Below are 17989 nucleotides of genomic sequence, written 5' to 3'. Positions count from 1 at the left end.
GATTAATCATCTATTCCAAATCTTGCTTCAAGTACATTTTCTGCTTGCTCTAATTGATCTTCAAGTATATCTTGTTCTCTTTCTTGTATTTGATATTGTTCAACAGTTATCGTTCCAGCGTGATAATCTGCTTCTAGCTGATCATCAGATAGATCTATCTTGCCATCTAATTGGTCAATTTCTTTTTTTGCTGCTAAGTACGTATTTAAGTTATCTTCTTTTGCTCCAACTGGTTTCGTATTATTTGCCTTTTCTACAATAGATGTGACTTCGTTTTTGAAATCTTGTGTTTGCTTAGTATCATTCATAGCAGGCCCTGTTTTGTGTGGTTCTTGTTGTAGTTGAGCACCTTCTTTTTGTGATGTATCGTTTTCTACTTTCAGTTGTTGTACTTCTGTATTGTTATCAGCTTGAGTAGAACAAGCTGTTAAGAATAAACAAGACATTGCTCCAATCATCATCCATTTTCCCATTATGTTCTCCTCCCTTTACATGTGCACCTTATCCATGTCCTTATATTACTGAACAAACATTAAAGGAAGATTAATGTGCAAAAAAATAAAGTGAAACTTTAATCAGTGGGGGTTTTGTCCATCCCCCACTGATTATCAGCCCTCACCAATCGGGCTTTTACGGGCAGTTGATCTCCCACCTAACTCTCTCGCATTCGCCGAATTTTGATGTAGGAGTCTTACTGCCCGTTAATGCGGGATAAAATGATATAATTAAATAGTTTCTAATCTTTCTTTAATGTTTCGGAATTATAGTGATACATATAAATAAGAAGAAAAGGAGAATGTTAATGCGAGTTCTTATTGTCGAAGATGAAAAAGACTTACAAAATATATTGGTAAAACGATTAAATGCAGAATATTATAGTGTCGATGGATGTGGGAATGGAGAAGATGCTTTGGATTATATAAGCATGGCTACCTACGATTTGATTGTGCTTGACATTATGATTCCCGGAATAGATGGTTTACAAGTATTACAAAGATTACGTGCGGACAATAATACAACTCCTGTCTTGCTTCTTACAGCTAAAGATACAATTGATGATCGCGTAACAGGACTCGACTTAGGTGCGGACGATTATTTAGTAAAGCCCTTTGCTTTTGATGAGCTGTTAGCAAGAATTCGAGTGTTGATGCGAAGAAAAACAGGAAATACATCTAATGTGTTTGAAATCGCTGACCTAGTGGTGGATTGCAATATGCATAAAGTAACAAGGGGAGACCAGGTTATCACTCTTTCCAGTAAAGAATTTGCTATTTTAGAATATATGATTCGTAATAAAGAAGTTGTGTTGACACGAGATAAAATTGAGCAACATGTGTGGAATTACGACTATGAAGGTGGCTCGAATATTATTGATGTTTACGTCCGATACCTTCGTAAAAAAATTGATAGCCAGTTTGAAACGAAGTTAATTCATACTGTACGAGGCACTGGTTACGTATTGCGAGTTGAATCATGAAAAGACTATCAATAAAAATGAGAGTGACCCTGTGGTATACGGGGCTAGTTGTAATTATTATGGCACTCGTGTTAGCTTTTATTTTAACTTCTTCAGATAAAGTTTTGCTTTTTAATATGAAAAATCAATTGAAGAGCACAGTAAAAGAAAGCATTGAAGATATTGAATATAAGCATGGACAGTTAAAGATTGACGATGAATTTGAAGCCTTAGAAGATGGAGTAAATATCATCATTTATAGTAAGCAAGGTGAGCTGCTGGCAGGACATAGTCCAACAGGATTTAATAAAAAGGTATCGCTTAAATCCGATGAAATACAAACCATTAAAGACGGTAATAAAGAATGGATAGTATATGATTTCCTCCATAATGTAGGCGGCGATGAGCAAGTCTGGGTTCGTGGAATAATGACCATGAATCAATTATCATCGACCATGAATACGCTTATTGTGGTAACACTCATCTCATTTCCATTACTTATTCTCATTGCGGCAGTGGGAGGATATTTTATTACGCAAAGAGCGTTTCGACCTGTGCAACAAATGAGTGATTCAGCCAGTGAAATTGGTGATGGTAAAGACCTTTCGAAGAGAATTAATTTACAAGGTTCATCGAAAGACGAAATGTATCATTTAGCACAAACCTTTGACAAAATGTTTGAGCGATTGGAGACATCATTCGAAAGTGAAAAACAATTTACATCTGACGCATCTCATGAATTAAGAACACCAACATCTGTTATTATTTCGCAATGCGAATACGCTTTATCGCAGAGGAAGAATCCGAAAGAAATGGAAGAATCGTTAGAAGTAATTTTAAGGCAATCACGTAAAATGTCCGCGTTAATCTCGCAACTCTTATTATTAGCAAAAGTTGACCAAGAAAAGCATAATACTTTTCAATTTGAATGTATCAATATGAGTGAATTAACGGAAATCGTTGTAGAAGAGCTTTCATTAATGGTTCAAGAAGCTTCGATTAATATAACAACTAATATAGAGGAAGACCTGTTTATTAAAGCAGATCAAACATTGATGATGCGTTTATTAATGAATTTACTAACAAATGCGATTGCTTATAGCAAAGCGAACGGCACTGTGAATATGCAACTGTTCCGGGATGAAACCAACATAATAGGTAAAGTCTCCGATAATGGCATAGGCATCAGCGAGCAACATATTGCGAAAATATGGGACCGCTTCTATCGAGTTGACTCAGCACGAACATCTTCAAACAATGGAAACACAGGTTTAGGATTGTCGATGGTAAAATGGATTATAGAACTACACGGAGGAGAAATTACCGTTGAAAGTGAATTAGGAGAAGGCAGTACCTTTACATTTAAACTACCTATTGAAAACCGAGCATAATGTATGCTCGGTTTTCGCTTTAGAATAAAGATTGATTAAAAAGCTCTCTCCAGTCCTTATTTAAAAGTAAATACAAAAACTCCATTTTGAAAAAAAGCGATCAAAATGGAGTTACTCTTTTTAGCTATATATAAGATCTTATAAAACCATCTACTTAAATCTATTTTCCAAGTATACCATTCAACAATCTGAAATATTCTAATCAACACAATCACTCATTTAACTAAAAAAATTGGTTAATTGCATAATGCTCTTCTGACTTTCCTTGCGAAAATTAGTGGATCATCAACGTCTTCGATATTAACGTAAATTAAATTTGGATCATCACATAACCACTCATTGTGTATAGACGAAACAATTATTCCTTGTTTAATAATTGTAGCAACAAATTCAGTGACTTCCTTTTGTAAGAGTGCTACCCGCCCTAGACATAATGCCCGTCCAGTTTTATTATCTCGTGATTCGAATGAGAAGGAAGTTGTTACTTTAAAACGTTTTCCTAAGATTGTTGCTTGTATTTCATCCCGATTTATTGTTGCCACGCATTTTCCACCGGCGAATCCTTCTTGGCCACCGATGATTCTTGCAAACTGTTGACAAATTAATTCATCATTAAACGCCATACCTTTAATCATCCCCCCTTTTACTGTTAGGTTATGAATGAATACATAGGTCTGAAACGGTAATGAATCTATTCTATTACAAAAAAGATGATGGCAATCTAACGAAATCTATTGGCTCAATTATTCTTGATTATTTGAATTAACTCGGCTATATATGTTAAGACATTTTTAGAGAGCATAAAAAAGACACCCTAAGGTGCCATCCTCCGACTTGAGAATCATATCTATGTATGGAGAAATTTTAGACAAGACAAATACAAAAGAGAAGCTTCTAACTATAATTTATAGAGCTCTTATGCCATGAATGACTTACATACATATTTCCTTATTTACCCGAAGAAGAATCCCGTTATATTACTTTCTGATCAGTCTCGTTAAAGCCATCCCAATAAATCCAGCACCCATCCCTATTAGCCATCCAGCATGAGTATCACCTAATATAGATCCCACTCCTCCGCCAAGAAACATGCATCCAACGAATACTAATCCTCCAATTCCCCAATTCGATCGTTCCATAATTCAATCACATCCTTTCAATAAAACATATGCTTTTAGCTATCTAAACTTTCTTGCATAGGATGGTTAATTATTTTGCTAGAGATGGTATCGTTATTTGGCTTGGGTTCAGCAACTTTTAGTGAATTCAAAAAAACGGCGATTGACCGATTTGAAAGGATTCAACCTTGTCATTAGAGGATACATAAAAACCTGACAATTAATCAAAATAGATCATGCACTATGAAATAAAGTGAAACTTTAATCTGCTCCCAACTAAATTTTGAGGTGGGAGTTTTACTTTCCACAAATAGTAAGAGGCTAAATATATAGTAAAACCCCAGAAATCCAAAGGTCTCTGGGGCTTCATTATATATTTAGCTCTTTTTGCTTTTTGTTTTGTTTATGTCTATACAGCAATTTTCGACTTATTAGAGAAATCAGTAATAAAATTAGTATTAGTACGAAAAGTTGCATAAATGATAAATCAAAATATTTAGCACCTGTAACAATTAAAAGTGTAGAAATCGTACCTTTTACAATGAAAAAAATAACAATCCATAATCCGCCTTTTTTCCAGTTCATTTTCATTTTACCCTTTCCTACGTTTAAATTCTTGAAAAATTTAGTGATAGTTCTTAAATGTAACAGCTTAATAGAAATCTATTATATTAATAAAAAAATAGACTTTTTCACAAAAATCATGTCCAATTACATGCGACGATTCCATAATAAGTGAAAATGATATTCATTGTCAATTTTATTGACTGTTTTAATTTTGATCTTCTCCATAATGGAACAATTTGATTATCCATTTTTTCATCTCAATCTCTTTCCACTTTGTTTCTTATAGGCAATGAACTCATGTCTTCAAACAAAAAACACCTCCATTAAATTTGCACACTTCGTATGCGAATTCAAGAGGTGTTTTTCCATGTACCATCAGGTAAGATTTCCTGCTTTGTTTATTCGTTTAAATTCTTAATACATTGCTATTTTCTAGTACACGATAACTGGATCATAAGTGTTCAAACTATCATACACAGTTTTTGCAACATTAGGAAGAAGGTTAACACAACCGCCTGATCCCCCTGTTAAATAGGCATTATTTGCCCAGTTTGTTCGCCAGCCGGCATCATGGAACCCTTGACCGCTATTTGTGAATGGAACCCAGTAATCTACTTTAACTGCATAATCAGCTTTACCTACTGCGCTACCTTTCAGCGTGTATGGTGTTCGTTTATATAGGACGTACCACACACCTGGTGATGTATCTTCACTCGTGCTATGTTTACCAGTTACTACATTTGTTGTAACTACTAATTTTCCATCTTTGTAAATCCAAATTTGTTGCTCTGCAATTGAAATTTCCGCATACGTGTCTCCGATACCATTATTCGATGTTGTTTCATAACCGATACCTTCCTTCTCCCAACCATTTCCGTGAATATTAGAAGCAGAAAGCGATTTTTCGCCTTTCTCAAAGGCTTGTTGAACTTGTTTTGTTTCTTTTTCAACATCTAGTGCCCAGCCATAACCTTGTCCTTTTACTTGTATAACCGAACCGGAATGAGTTTTAAATGTGAAATCTTTATTTAATGTTGATTTAGCATTATTAATTTCAGCAAGCTTATTCTTAATGTCGCTCGCATCGATTGTAACTTTCATATCCTTTGACATAGAGGCATTTTGAATTAAATCTTTCGCTTTTAAAGGATACACTTCATTCTGCACTTTATACTCAACGGACTGTTGAAGCAGATTCTGTAGTGCTTTCTCCTCTTTTTTGACAATCGGATCGTCCTCTTTAATAGGCTGTATGTATGTAGACTTCAGATGAATTTCGCTTTTATACTTCTGCTTATCGTAATCTTTCAGTAGACTCGTAATGTCATACTGTTTTCCTTCAACGCTTTTCGAAATAACAACTTTTCCTTGTTCGAGCTTCGCCATAGCATCTTGAGGCGCTTTTAATTTTTCATTCATAGAGATGAGCTTTTCTTCTACAAGTTTTTTCATCGTTTCGCTACGATATTGATCTGCCTTTTCCGGTAGCAATGAATAATTTTTTTCCTTTGAGGAAGGGAAAAATGTCCACTGGCTTTTTAATAGTTTCTTAACTTGAGGCAAATCTTTTTCCGTAAGTTCCGTTTTTGTATCTTTTTCATCTAAAATTTGTTGTTGATCGACATAGACTTTGTTTTCTAGTCCAGATGTTTTTAATTTCTGTATTGCCTGATCAGCACTCAAACCACCGACTTTTGTGTCGTTAATCGTAACATTCGAATTGAAGTGAGTTGCCTGATAATAACTCATTCCCCCAATGAGAAGTGCAATTATACCAATACCCGCTGCGATAAACTTCCAATTTGTAAAACGTTTACTTGATCTTACTCGTTTTCTATCAACTTCTTCAACTGATTCATTTACTGTATTGTTGTTCATCAATCTTTCCCCCATATACATTAACGTCAATCGATTTTAAACTAAAACCATTGACTAGTGTACCTTATTTTTCCTGAAATTTCATTATTTTTGACCAGACTTTATCGCATTTAATTGATTAAATTTAGACTTTTTAATAGAAAGACACATTGAATAATCCCTTACAAGTAGTGAATCATTACAATAAATCCGAAAAAGTTAAGTACCATATACTTTTATTCAACTAACTTTTCTCCCGTAACAATCTCAAACAAAGTGGCTGCATTTTTCCCTTCTAATTGAGCATACCGATTATCCCCCGACATTATTTCTATTTTATCCTTATTAGGACTTATCCAAATCTGATACAACACAGCTTTCGCCTCTATTTTCGGATCTTTAAATTGAAAAACAAAGTGATAATCAGCCGAACGAGACATTTCCGCTTTTTGATTTTCAAAATGAATAGCATTTAATATTTTCTTTACTTGCAACACCTGATTATTGTCTGTCACTACATTCAAATCCTCATAATCATCACCAACACGTTTTTGCACTTCGATTCTTTGATCTTCATTTCCTAGTATATTTGAACAGCCGGTTACTATGAATATGCATATGGCAATAAAAACTACAGTCAAATTTCTGATTCGCATATTAGTCCCCCTCTTTTTAATAAAAAGCATCTCCAATTGTAAAATAAAAGTAAATGCCTTGCGATTAGACATATAAACACTAATAAGGAAGGAGTGCCCTTCGATGCAACTAAAAACATACACTTGGAAAAGTTATACGTTTCTTATTGTAAGTATATTCGTTACTATTAATCTATTTCTCTTCTCACCTATTTTAGACAGAGTTGGAGTAGAATATGTGGTTCCTTTCGCATACTTCATATTAGCTTCCGCTGTTATAGCAATTATCTCTTTTTGTAGTCGTACTGAAAAGAAAATTTTATCTATTATCGGTTTAACCTTTACATTATTTAATACAGCAATTATTTTATTTTCCCTTTGGTTCGGTTATCATTTCACTTAAAATACAAATATAATCCATAACCAAAAATAATTATTAGTATTATAGAAATGCTGAGTATCGTGTATATGACCCATCTTAATGTTGTACTCATATAATCACCCCTCTCACGTTTCGATAATTCCATTATATAACAAATGATTCATTGAAAGTTTAGAACATGTTTTAAACCTAAATTAAGCGAAGTAAGGGAAGCCATTTAGCTTCCCTTACTTCGCCTTTAAAGAATAATGAGTAAGCGTGAATAGCTTACTCATCCGGCTTATTAAGTAATCTTTCACTATTTTTTACACAATTGTAATTATAGTGTTTTTTGACATTTGATCATTATAAATTTAAATGGAGGTTTACTTTCCATATTTTTATGCGGCTCCAAAATTTCCGTAGTTTCTATCAGTCCATATTTTCCAAAGTCTTGTTTTACCGAGTCAATATCATAGAAATACATTTTTACCCCTTCCATTATCTCGAAGTAGTCTTTCCCCAGTTGTTTACCCTTCCCAAACATTGGGGCATCTTTAGAAATAGTAGTAAAAATCATATACCCGTTTGGTTTTAGCTGACTATAACAATCTTTAATAAACTTCTCTCTCTCATCCTTATTCAATAAATGAATAAGTGCATAACAAAATATACCATCATACAGTTTGTTATCAAAAGGCATATCAGTTACTGAACCATGGAAGAAATCAGCATTGAGTTCATTTGTCCTCGCCAATTCAATCGCTGTTTTTGAAATTTCAATACCTGTTACATGTATTCCGTTATCAATAAAAACCTTTGCATTTCTACCATATCCAATACCAGGAATCAATATATCCTTCACTTTCTTTTCAAGGAAAAAGTCCTTCGCTAAAATTGCGGAGTCTGAAGGTTCAAATCCCCACATCATTTGATTTTCTATAAAACTTGCTTCCCAAAATTCTGTCATACATCAATCTCCTTTATATATATATCGTTGTTTACCGTTGAATGTTGAAAAATCATCGCATATTCACGAAATTGTATCAAATTTCAACATTAATTCAAAACAAAAAGCATTGGATATCCAATGCTTTTTCACACTTACGCAAACAGAGATGTATTCGCATATAAAGCTGGCGAGCCACCTGAATGTACGAATAAAATGTTGTCTTCTTTATTAAATTTACCTTTTCTAATTAAATCGATTAGTCCCGCTACTGCTTTACCTGTATAAACTGGATCAAGTAAAATACCTTCAGTTTTTGCAAGTAACTGTACTGCTTCAACCATTTCTGGTGTTGGTAAAGCGTATCCTGGTCCTACATATTCATCAAAGCATGTAACTGCTTCGCGTGAAATAGAGTTTGGGATACCAACGTGAGCTGAAGTTTCATCTACAAGTTTTGCTACTTTCTCTTCTTGCTCCGCTTTTCCTCTACTTACATTTATTCCGATTACCGGAATGTTGCTTTGTGTTCCGGAAAAACCAGTAATTAAACCAGCATGCATACCAGCGCTACCACTTACGCAAACAACTGAACTGAAATCAATTCCTTGCTCAAATGACTGAGCCATAATTTCTTGCGCACAAGCAATATATCCCATTGCGCCAGTAGGGTTCGATCCACCAACTGGAATGACATATGGTGTATTTCCTTTTTCACTTACTTCTTTCGCTACTTTATGCATTTCTTCCATAAGGTCTGTTCCGTTTGGCACAACAATTACGTTTTCAGCACCTAATAAATGATATAAGAAATAGTTTCCGTTAAAGTCTGGCTTTTCTTCTGGCTCAAGCCCTTCTTCTAACACAAGAATACATTTCATTTTTTCTTTTACCGCAGCTGCAAGTGTTAGACGGCAATGGTTTGACTGAATACCACCAGCTGTAATTAACGTATCTGCACCTTTTGCCTGTGCATCCGCAACTAGAAACTCTAACTTTCTCGTCTTATTACCGCCAGCTGTTAAACCAAGTAAATCATCTCGTTTAAAATAAATAGTCGGCCCACCAAGTGCTTCAGAAAAATTGTTTAATTTTTCAATGGGTGTATATGATTCTGTATATTTTTTTCTCGGGAATTTAGCTAAATTCATCAATAACGCTCCTTTTATACTCTTTCACTGTAAATGTAACCATACTATTATTACATGGAAAAATGATGAAGTCACCTTTCTGAATTAAAAATGTATTGAAATTCGGTAAATGAAATTTATATCGGCGATAATTCAAATTTATCGACCGATTCTTAATTTTTATCAGCGATTCGACATGAAATATCGACTTATCGACAAAAAAGACATAAAAACCCCATTTTTCATCAATCAAAAAAAGAGCCCACACATTTAAATGCGGGCTCTCTCCAATCACTTATTTGCCGAAAAACGAAGAAGCTGTGTTAACCCTGGCTCTAAATTCATTTCTCCTTTGTGACGTACGTATACGATTTTGTCGCCATCAAACTTTTGGGGTTTTGATGAATTATACGTATGCCACTCGTTCGTTCCTTCTACAGAGTACTCCATATATTCTGTTGCACCAACGATTACGTTTTTACTATCATCAGCCGTTACATCTGGTGCCATTTGTGCAATTTTCGCATCACTAATTAATAAGTTCTTTATACCCTTATCACGTTTATAATCATAAGCTGTCACAACTACATCGTTACCGTACGCTTTCACTTGTAATCCTTGTTTGAAAGAAGAACCATCCGGAGCATGTATCTCGCCGCCATTTGGACCAGCTGACCTCCAGCCTGTTTCAATACCACCCGTATTTACAACTGTAAATCCTTTTTCATCTCCACCTGCAATTTTCTTTTTACCAGCCCAGTCTGGTAAATTTAAATCCCAATGCGTATGGCTCGTGAAAAAGACAACTTGCGGGTAATCTTTTAATATATCGTACAATTGATCCACGTTTAAATAGTCTTTTAAGTACGGTGATTGTCTTGATCCAGATACAGAATCAGGTAAAACGTGATGAGAGAAAATAAAAATCGGCTTATTTTTATTTTTTTGACTGTACTCTTCTAAATTTTGTTTCAGCCAACCTAATTGTTCTTCACTTAAGTACACTTGATCTGACATTTTTGAATCATGGTATCTCATATATTTTTCTGTCCCTAAAAATAAAAGCGGATAACCATCTAATTCTTTTTTATGGTACACCTTTTCTTGTCCGCTAAATTTCAAATATCGATTAAATAGTGTTTCTTCTGCTACACCGTTTGGCCAAGTACTTTGAGATAACTTTCCATCAGCTGTCCATTTTCCGGCGTAAAACTCATGATTCCCAATAGCCGACCATACATTTTCCGGATGCTTATTTTTGTTTAACACACGCTTCACATCGTCATATTGTGACTGCTGTCCTTCTGGCGTTATATCCCCATTCATAATAAGCGCTCTAGATAGCGGCGTCACTTTATTCATATCTTTTAATACGTGATCAAAATCCCCTAAATCCCCTTGAATGTCACTAATTACATTAAACATCGTCGCTGTTTTTCGTGCTTGTGCTTGTTCTTTCCCCTCAGCATTCATGGAAAGCGCTGGTAATAACACTGCCATAACGGCTAATGAAGCAACTACCTTCTTCATATAACTTCTCCCCCTAATAATAGAATGTATAAACTGACATGTTCTGCTTTCGCTTAGATGCTTGCCCAATTCACATTATAAGGAGGAATTGTAAAGATAGATGGAGTAAAAATTTAAGTATTTTTTAAGAGATTTTGTCTTTTTTACACTATCCATTTAACAAGTCGCGTCAATTGTTCTATTTATCTATTAATATTAAATGAGTGTAAAATCACACGATACATCGCTTAGTTTGATACGTTGTGTTTTAATCTACTTTACACACTCTCAATAAAATAATTTACCTTTTCAAATTTTCTTCATTTAATCCGAACAAATCTTGTAAAATAAAACGCCCATCTTTTCTGTATATTTTTACAAAAACAATTACGTTTTTTCCGTTTTATAGATACAATCTCATTTATTTTTCTTGGTGTTCCGCATCCCATTCACTTAAATAGGATGCATATTCTAATTCATCTGGATCATCATGTAACATAGAAATAAACTCTAATTTATTTCCATCACAATCCAGAAAGTATACACTTGCAGCTGGCATCCATCTTTGGACAATTGGCTCTTGATTTCCTTTTCCTTGGCTTCCTATCACTTCTATTCCACGATTCTCTAACCACAATTTAGAAGTCTTTAGAAATTCTAAATCTACACCAAAAGCAAAGTGTTTTATCTCAAAATCTTCAATATTATGTACTTCCCATAATCCAAGCATTTGCTTTTTACTTTCTCCTACCCAAAAGAAAGCCACCTTTCTTTTGGATAGTTTTCTTGCTAATGCTAACCCTAACTTATTTTGATAGAAATCTATCGCCTTTTCTAAATCCCTTACGTGTAAATGCGTTTCATATATGTTCTGTATCATTCTACTTGTTCCTTTCTTTATTGGTAACAACGGGTTAAGTAGTTACTGTAATTCTAAGTCTGGAGTGCGTATAATCATTGTAATGTATCTCCATATCCGATATATTTATTTACTATTCTATCGAAATTGAAATATGATAAATCCAACTGAGGTAGTAAATTCAAATGAAATTTCTAATACTTTTGCAGGAGAAATCTCCAATACATTCAGATGAAATCATATTTAAATAATGAAAAAACGCTATTCTTTTAGTAAGAATAGCGTTCTTTACTCTTGGGGGAGTTAATATTTTTAAGTTGATGGATGTATAGCGATATCCCTATCAGTAATCTTTGTATTAACAGTTATGCGTAACTTCTGCTCCGTTAGTTGCATAAGAAAAAGCGACCCTTCCATAAGAAGAATCACTTTCATTAGTACATAACTTGCCCCCTCATTAAGCCTCAATTTCAATTCCAGCTTCCTTAAATGGTTCTAATACATTTGGATAACACAGTGAAATATATTCCACTGTTTTTAAATTTTTCAGATTCTGAAATCCTTCAACAGATACTACATCAAATAAACTGTCTTCGCCATCCCAATCTGGCTTTAAGATATGATAAATTTCATTCCCCCCATCAAAGCAAAGGGATTCAATCTTTTCCAAATCACTTATTTCCAAAGGTAACTCTTCTAAAAAACCTCTGATTTCAATAATTTGTCCAGCTCCTGAATACCATTCAAAATTATTCGTATACTTATCTATTAAGTCTTTTAATTCTTTTAGAAATAGTGGCTCTTTATCTAATAAAGCTTCAATTACCACTAATTTAAAATTAAAATCCTGAAACATCTCACTCTTTCCCATTTTAACTTCCTCCCATATTATCCCTGTCCTAGGGTTTTAATCTCCTTTACACAATCTCAATAAAGTACTTTACCTTTTCCAATTCTCTTCATTTAATCCCAACAACTCTGGTAAAATAAAACGTCCATCTTTTCTAATTAGTACGTCATCAAACCAAATTTCACCCCCGCCATACTCTAGCCTTTGAATGTTTACTAAATCCCAATGTATTGCTGATTTATTCCCGTTGTCTGCACCTTGTAACGAATCTCCAATCGCTAGATGATAACTACCATTTATTTTTTCATCAAATAACGTATTATTCATCGGGTGTAATATATAAGGATTAAAAGCTAGTGCAAATTCTCCAATATATCTTGCTCCCTCATCCGTATCAAGAATTTGATTTATTCGCTCTGTATCGTTTGCATATACCTCTATTATTTTTCCATGCTTAATATGTAACTTTATATTTTGAAACGCATAACCTTGTTGAACAGATACCGTGTTAAATGTTATTACTCCATTTACTGAATCTTTGACTGGTGCTGTATATATTTCACCATCAGGGATATTATCCGTACCATCCCCCTTTAAAACGCCAATTCCTTCAATTAAAAATTTCAAATCTGTACCTTCCCCAATAATCTTTACATGTTTTGTCTTTTCCATTAATTCTTTTAACGGCTCCATAGCTTTGGACATTTTATTATAATCTAGCGTACATACATCAAAATAAAATTTTTCATAAGCCTCAGTGCTCATATTCGCTTCTTGAGCAGAAGCTGTATTCGGAATTCGAGTTGTCACCCATCTCGTTTTATACACTGATTCACTATGAGCCTTTCCAAATATCTTTTGATATAATTTCATTTTTTCTGATGGTACATCTGCTAATTCATATGCATTTCTAGGACTACGGAGATTAATATATACTTGCATCTTACTTAAGCGATAACACTCCCAATCTGCAAATAACTTAAATTGCTCTTCAGATCCTGACAAAATCAATTGCCTCGTAACAGAAACATCGCGCATTGATACATGCGCATATCCCCCCGCTTTTTCCACTGATTTAATAATTTCACGAACTACTATAGGATCTATTTCAGTAACACTTTGAATTAATACTTGGTCACCAGGTTGCACTTTAGTTGAATGATTGACTAGTACATCCGCTAATTTCGATAGTTCTCGCTTCATTACGTTCTCGTCCCTTCACTACCGTTTCAATAGCTTAATAAAAAATAAAAGGCTCTTTTCGTAAAGATTGTTGCTTTTAATTAAAATAAAGGTTAATTTTCTTAATACGGTATAGTATTTACAGCAGATTATTCAGCAAACGGGCAGGATTGTGAAAATATTGAGTTCGAGATATCTTCCTAAAAACCATTACTATAATAAAAGGATGACAAAATTTTTATGGTTAGTATGATAATTTGGAAACAGAAGTCAGCTTAATCTATGAAAACCTTATCAGAGGAGTGATGTAAGTGAAACAAAATATTTACGATAATCCGAATTTCTTCAAAAACTACACAGCATTGCGTGAAAGTGGAATAAACGCTAATGACTTCATAGAACAGCCAGCAATCAAATCATTAATTCTGTGTTTGAAAGGAAAATCGGTATTAGACTTGGGTTGCGGTGATGGTCATTTTTCAAAGTATTGTATAGAAAATGGTGCAAAAAACGTAATAGGTGTAGACATATCCAAAAATATGATTGAACGTGCTAAAAAGTTAAATCAGGATGATAACATAGAATTTATGTGTCTTCCTATGGAGGATATGGGACTAACCAATCAAAAGTTCGACCTGATTATAAGTTCCCTCTCTATACATTACATTGAAGATTACTCGGCAATGATTCAAAAGATTAATGAACTATTAAAAAGCAGTGGTGAATTTATCTTTTCAACCGAACATCCAATAGCAACAGCTCGCAAAGGAAGCAACCATTGGATAAAAACTGAGGATGGTAATAAATCACACTGGGCATTAGATAATTATCAAGAAGAAGGAATCAGAGTACACAACTGGTTTGTTGACGATAGTGTGGTTATTTATCATAGAACTGTTGCCACATTAATAAATACTTTGATTGAACACGGGCTTTCGCTGGATAAAATAATCGAACCACAATCAACTTTGGCAGGGATAGAGAAAATGCCAGATTTAATAAACGAATCGCGAAGTCCATCTTTTATTATAATCAAGTCAAAAAAAACAAAATAATATTTAAAAATATCTACCGCAATCTGGGAGCTTTTATTGAATTACGAAAACAGCCGTTTCACTAAGGAATGGCTGTTTTTTATACTTCACGCAGAAAATTCACAGTGATTTGATTACTGTAAGGATTAAAATAAAGGAAAACTATAGAAAGAATAAAAATGCTTATAGCCGCTGCTACCCCATGCCCATCAACTTAAAAATGAAAACAAAGTGTACTTTCATTTTGTGGAGGTAAAGCATTCCTAAAATAGAAGCATACTCTTAATAATATGCATACCAAATAAACCCTAACGGGTTTCCTTTTTTAAATTATGCAACTTTCTTTTGTTTTTTCAACCCATTATACTCATAAACAACACCCATAATATCAAAAACAGTCTTCTTCTCATATCGATGAGATTTTCTCCCGTTCTTCTGTAGGAGGTGGAACAGGCTGATTAGGATCTTTGTTATTTCTTGGATGTTTTGTTGTATGGCTTGATACAAACTTGATAAGTGATCTTGAATCATTCCAATTGCTTTATATTCACTTAATTCTTGTTTCTTCTTTTGTAAAATTAATTGTCGCATCTTAAACATAGTAGAAGAACATAGAAAAATGGCAATGAGTTTTCCATAAACATGACATTCTAATCGCTCTTGTTTAATATGTTGCCAATGATGAATTTGAAATAAGGATTTCCAAGTTTTAAAAATGATTTCAATTTGCCAGCGGAGAGAGTAAAAATTATGGATTTGTTCCATCGGAGCAATCTCCCAAGGTGTATTGGTAACATATAGGTTCATGCCAGCTAATCGTTTGCTTTTTTCCGAATATGTAATCCCTTTTTTACTTTCTGTGTACACTTGTTTTTTCATACGCTTACGAAGTTGTTTTTCTGTTAATCGATACATAATCACCCGAGTGAATAGTTTTTTATCCTTTCCAATATAAGCTTCTTTTATTTCATAGGACTGTCCTGGTTTTAAGGTATCCATGATGTGCTCTAAATCAACTTTGATGTACTGAGATTGTTTTTTTATTGTTCCGTTTCGAAAGTATTCAGGAAATTCATTTTTGACATATACCCTATTGTTTAATTTGAGTCGCGATATATAGTACACACCACGTTGATCCATTTGATCTAAATCATCCAGTGAATAATAGCCTAAATCCCGGATACATAGGTCACCAGGGCGTAATGTTGATAAACACTCTGTTCCAAAGGTTTTATCATTATTTTCCCCTGGTTCCACTTGGAAATTTAAAAACTGACCACTATGTAAATCATATTCTAACTGGATTTTTATACCCGCTGTTTGTGCACAACCACCTGATCCAGGATATACATTGGCCAAGTGTTTTGGTACGTGAAAAATGGTTGCATCTAAAATACGAATTCGCTGAAAATAGGTAAGTGAAGCACTTGGAATTGCTGACTTTCCACAAACTTTATTTTTTAATAATGTGGAGAAAATATGTTTCAAAAAGAACACTGCCTTTTTATTAAAGCGCTTATTTAGTCCTTCAGGACTCATAAGAGTTCCTGTTGATGCATGTAGCTGACTACACAATCGGACTAATGAATCACTCGCTACTCGTTGACTAATCCAGACACATATAGTAGCTAAATCATACCCTGAAAATTTACGTTTTCGCTTTACAAAACCTAGCTCTCTAGCGAGATTTTCCAAAAATGAAGGGGTAAGATGTTCATATAATTCTTCAGCAAATAATTGTAATTCGTCAGAAATTGATAGATACATACAAAAACGCCATCCTTTCCTATGATTCTACAGAAAGAATAGCGTATTTTTTGGTTCTGGTGCAAAGGTAATGGAAAAGAAAATATAACATATATATTTCTAGCATAATGGTAGGATAATCCTGGTTCCTCATCATTTCTACTAAATTACGAAAAATTAAGTTGTACCGTACCAACGTACAGTTAACAAAATAATATCTTGCTGATAATGCTTCCATTTGAACAAATTTTCCTTTTCCATACCGATCACACATCTTTTGTAGAGTAATAGTATCAGCATATCCCAGTTTAAGAGTTTACTTACAAAACATTTAGAATTTTTTCGTGGGAATCCTCCGAAATATAATACAGACTTTAAATATTTTCATTTATAATTCTCTATTTGTCTATACTTTTCATATCGCTGTTGTATAAGCTCTTCCGAGGATAATAGTATCAATTTTTTTAGAGATGATTCGATTACAGATTCAATCATTTTTGCCTGTGATTTTATATCATTTTGTGCTCCACCTTTAATTTCAGGAATGATTTCATCAATAATTCCTAAATGTTTTAAATCTTTTGCTGAAATTTTCATATGTTCAGCAGCTTCTGGAGCATACTTAGCGTCCTTCCATAGGATAGATGCTGCTCCTTCTGGCGAAATTACCGAGTACCATGAATACTCTAACATATGGATATGGTTACCGACACTAAGGCCAAGAGCTCCACCACTTGATGCCTCTCCAATTACAATACAAACAATTGGCACTTTAAGTGTAGCCATTTCAAATAGATTTCGAGCTATCGCTTCAGAAATTCCACGTTCTTCAGACCCTTTCCCTGGATAGGCGCCTATTGTATCAATAAATGTAATAATAGGGCGATTAAATTTATCAGCTTGTTTCATAAGTCTTAGCGCTTTTCTATAACCTTCTGGATGTGCCATTCCAAAATTTCTTTCTATACTTTCCTTTGTATTTCTACCTCTTTGATGACCAATAACCGTAACGGGCATCCCTTTAAATTTTGCAATACCACCTATCATTGCTTTATCATCACCATATAATCGATCACCATGAAGTTCGAGAAAGTTTGTAAACAATAAAGGTATATAGTCCAATGTCGTGGGCCGGTTACGTAGCCTTGCAATTTGAACTCGTTGAAAAGGTGTAATATTAGAATAAATTTTATCTTGCATTTTATTTAAACGTTTTTCTAATACATGAATTTCTGACGATAAATCTACATTATTTTCTTTCATAATTTTCTTTAATTCATCAAATTTCTCTTTTAATTCAATAATAGGACGTTCGAAATCCAAACTCATTTTATCCTCCAAATGT

The 17989-nt window shown here is 33.9% G+C and carries 18 protein-coding genes and 1 pseudogene; 4 read left to right on the top strand and 15 right to left on the bottom strand.

Features of this window, described 5'->3' with window-relative positions; genetic code table 11:
• Positions 1–2: 2 nt before the first annotated feature.
• Entirely contained in the window at positions 3–473 is a 471-nt protein-coding gene (locus tag MKX77_RS08815) for a hypothetical protein (RefSeq protein WP_341306343.1), read from the bottom strand.
• A 329-nt stretch (positions 474–802) separates the two neighbouring features.
• Here MKX77_RS08815 and MKX77_RS08810 point away from each other — a divergent pair, with 329 nt between their 5' ends.
• Positions 803–1477, top strand: coding sequence for a response regulator transcription factor (locus tag MKX77_RS08810; protein ID WP_341306342.1), 675 nt, complete (start codon positions 803–805; stop codon positions 1475–1477).
• Positions 1474–2847 (top strand): sensor histidine kinase, encoded by a 1374-nt coding sequence (locus tag MKX77_RS08805; RefSeq protein WP_341306341.1) that lies wholly within the window; start codon positions 1474–1476, stop codon positions 2845–2847. The genes MKX77_RS08810 and MKX77_RS08805 overlap by 4 nt, the downstream gene beginning before the upstream one ends.
• A 236-nt stretch (positions 2848–3083) precedes the next feature.
• Here the strand turns inward: MKX77_RS08805 and MKX77_RS08800 are convergent, their stop codons facing one another.
• From MKX77_RS08800 to MKX77_RS08780, 5 genes are all read right to left on the bottom strand, one after another.
• Positions 3084–3482, bottom strand: a complete 399-nt coding sequence (locus MKX77_RS08800; RefSeq protein WP_341306340.1) for a DUF1259 domain-containing protein — start codon at positions 3480–3482, stop codon at positions 3084–3086.
• Between the two features lie 342 nt (positions 3483–3824).
• The gene (locus MKX77_RS08795) at positions 3825–3986 is read right to left on the bottom strand and encodes a hypothetical protein (RefSeq protein WP_000442360.1); all 162 of its coding nucleotides are present in this window, start codon (positions 3984–3986) and stop codon (positions 3825–3827) included.
• Positions 3987–4334: 348 nt separating this feature from the next.
• The gene (locus tag MKX77_RS08790; protein ID WP_215553565.1) at positions 4335–4550 is read right to left on the bottom strand and encodes a hypothetical protein; all 216 of its coding nucleotides are present in this window, start codon (positions 4548–4550) and stop codon (positions 4335–4337) included.
• A 414-nt stretch (positions 4551–4964) separates the two neighbouring features.
• On the bottom strand, positions 4965–6410 hold the full coding sequence (locus MKX77_RS08785; RefSeq protein ID WP_341306339.1) for a L,D-transpeptidase family protein: 1446 nt from the start codon (positions 6408–6410) through the stop codon (positions 4965–4967).
• Between the two features lie 215 nt (positions 6411–6625).
• A complete protein-coding gene (locus MKX77_RS08780) occupies positions 6626–7045 on the bottom strand; it encodes a hypothetical protein (protein ID WP_341306338.1) in 420 nt (139 codons plus the stop codon).
• A gap of 103 nt (positions 7046–7148) precedes the next feature.
• On the opposite strand from MKX77_RS08780, the gene MKX77_RS08775 reads away from it, so the two are divergent.
• The gene (locus MKX77_RS08775) at positions 7149–7427 is read left to right on the top strand and encodes a hypothetical protein (protein ID WP_341306337.1); all 279 of its coding nucleotides are present in this window, start codon (positions 7149–7151) and stop codon (positions 7425–7427) included.
• 298 nt (positions 7428–7725) lie between these two features.
• On the opposite strand, the gene MKX77_RS08770 is transcribed toward MKX77_RS08775, so the two are convergent.
• From MKX77_RS08770 to MKX77_RS08745, 6 genes are all read right to left on the bottom strand, one after another.
• Positions 7726–8355 carry a class I SAM-dependent methyltransferase gene (locus MKX77_RS08770; RefSeq protein ID WP_341306336.1) on the bottom strand — a complete coding sequence of 210 codons (630 nt, stop codon included), beginning with the start codon at positions 8353–8355 and terminating at the stop codon, positions 7726–7728.
• A 134-nt stretch (positions 8356–8489) separates the two neighbouring features.
• On the bottom strand, positions 8490–9485 hold the full coding sequence (locus MKX77_RS08765; RefSeq protein WP_341306335.1) for a D-cysteine desulfhydrase: 996 nt from the start codon (positions 9483–9485) through the stop codon (positions 8490–8492).
• Between the two features lie 270 nt (positions 9486–9755).
• Entirely contained in the window at positions 9756–10994 is a 1239-nt protein-coding gene (locus tag MKX77_RS08760; protein WP_341306334.1) for a DUF4073 domain-containing protein, read from the bottom strand.
• Between the two features lie 400 nt (positions 10995–11394).
• Positions 11395–11853, bottom strand: coding sequence for a VOC family protein (locus tag MKX77_RS08755; protein WP_113769962.1), 459 nt, complete (start codon positions 11851–11853; stop codon positions 11395–11397).
• 436 nt (positions 11854–12289) lie between these two features.
• Positions 12290–12703 (bottom strand): DUF6892 domain-containing protein, encoded by a 414-nt coding sequence (locus MKX77_RS08750; RefSeq protein ID WP_113769961.1) that lies wholly within the window; start codon positions 12701–12703, stop codon positions 12290–12292.
• Between the two features lie 69 nt (positions 12704–12772).
• On the bottom strand, positions 12773–13885 hold the full coding sequence (locus MKX77_RS08745) for an aminopeptidase (protein WP_341306333.1): 1113 nt from the start codon (positions 13883–13885) through the stop codon (positions 12773–12775).
• A 290-nt stretch (positions 13886–14175) separates the two neighbouring features.
• Between MKX77_RS08745 and MKX77_RS08740 the strand changes: the two genes are divergently transcribed.
• Positions 14176–14919, top strand: a complete 744-nt coding sequence (locus MKX77_RS08740) for a class I SAM-dependent methyltransferase (RefSeq protein WP_341306332.1) — start codon at positions 14176–14178, stop codon at positions 14917–14919.
• 309 nt (positions 14920–15228) lie between these two features.
• Here MKX77_RS08740 and MKX77_RS08735 read toward each other — a convergent pair whose 3' ends face one another.
• From MKX77_RS08735 to MKX77_RS08725, 3 genes and pseudogenes are all read right to left on the bottom strand, one after another.
• Positions 15229–16665: an IS4 family transposase gene (locus MKX77_RS08735; protein WP_341306331.1), complete on the bottom strand. Its 1437-nt coding sequence runs from the start codon at positions 16663–16665 to the stop codon at positions 15229–15231.
• A gap of 121 nt (positions 16666–16786) precedes the next feature.
• Positions 16787–16905: pseudogene (locus MKX77_RS08730) on the bottom strand (IS6 family transposase); the annotation flags it as partial.
• A gap of 123 nt (positions 16906–17028) precedes the next feature.
• Entirely contained in the window at positions 17029–17973 is a 945-nt protein-coding gene (locus tag MKX77_RS08725; RefSeq protein WP_002162311.1) for an acetyl-CoA carboxylase carboxyltransferase subunit alpha, read from the bottom strand.
• Positions 17974–17989: the final 16 nt, after the last annotated feature.

It is taken from the genome of Bacillus sp. FSL R9-9410 (assembly GCF_038050385.1).
In the GTDB taxonomy this organism is placed as follows: Bacteria; Bacillota; Bacilli; order Bacillales; family Bacillaceae_G; genus Bacillus_A; species Bacillus_A cereus_U.
Note: the sequence above shows the minus strand (reverse complement) of the source record. Positions and strands in the feature narration are given on the sequence as shown.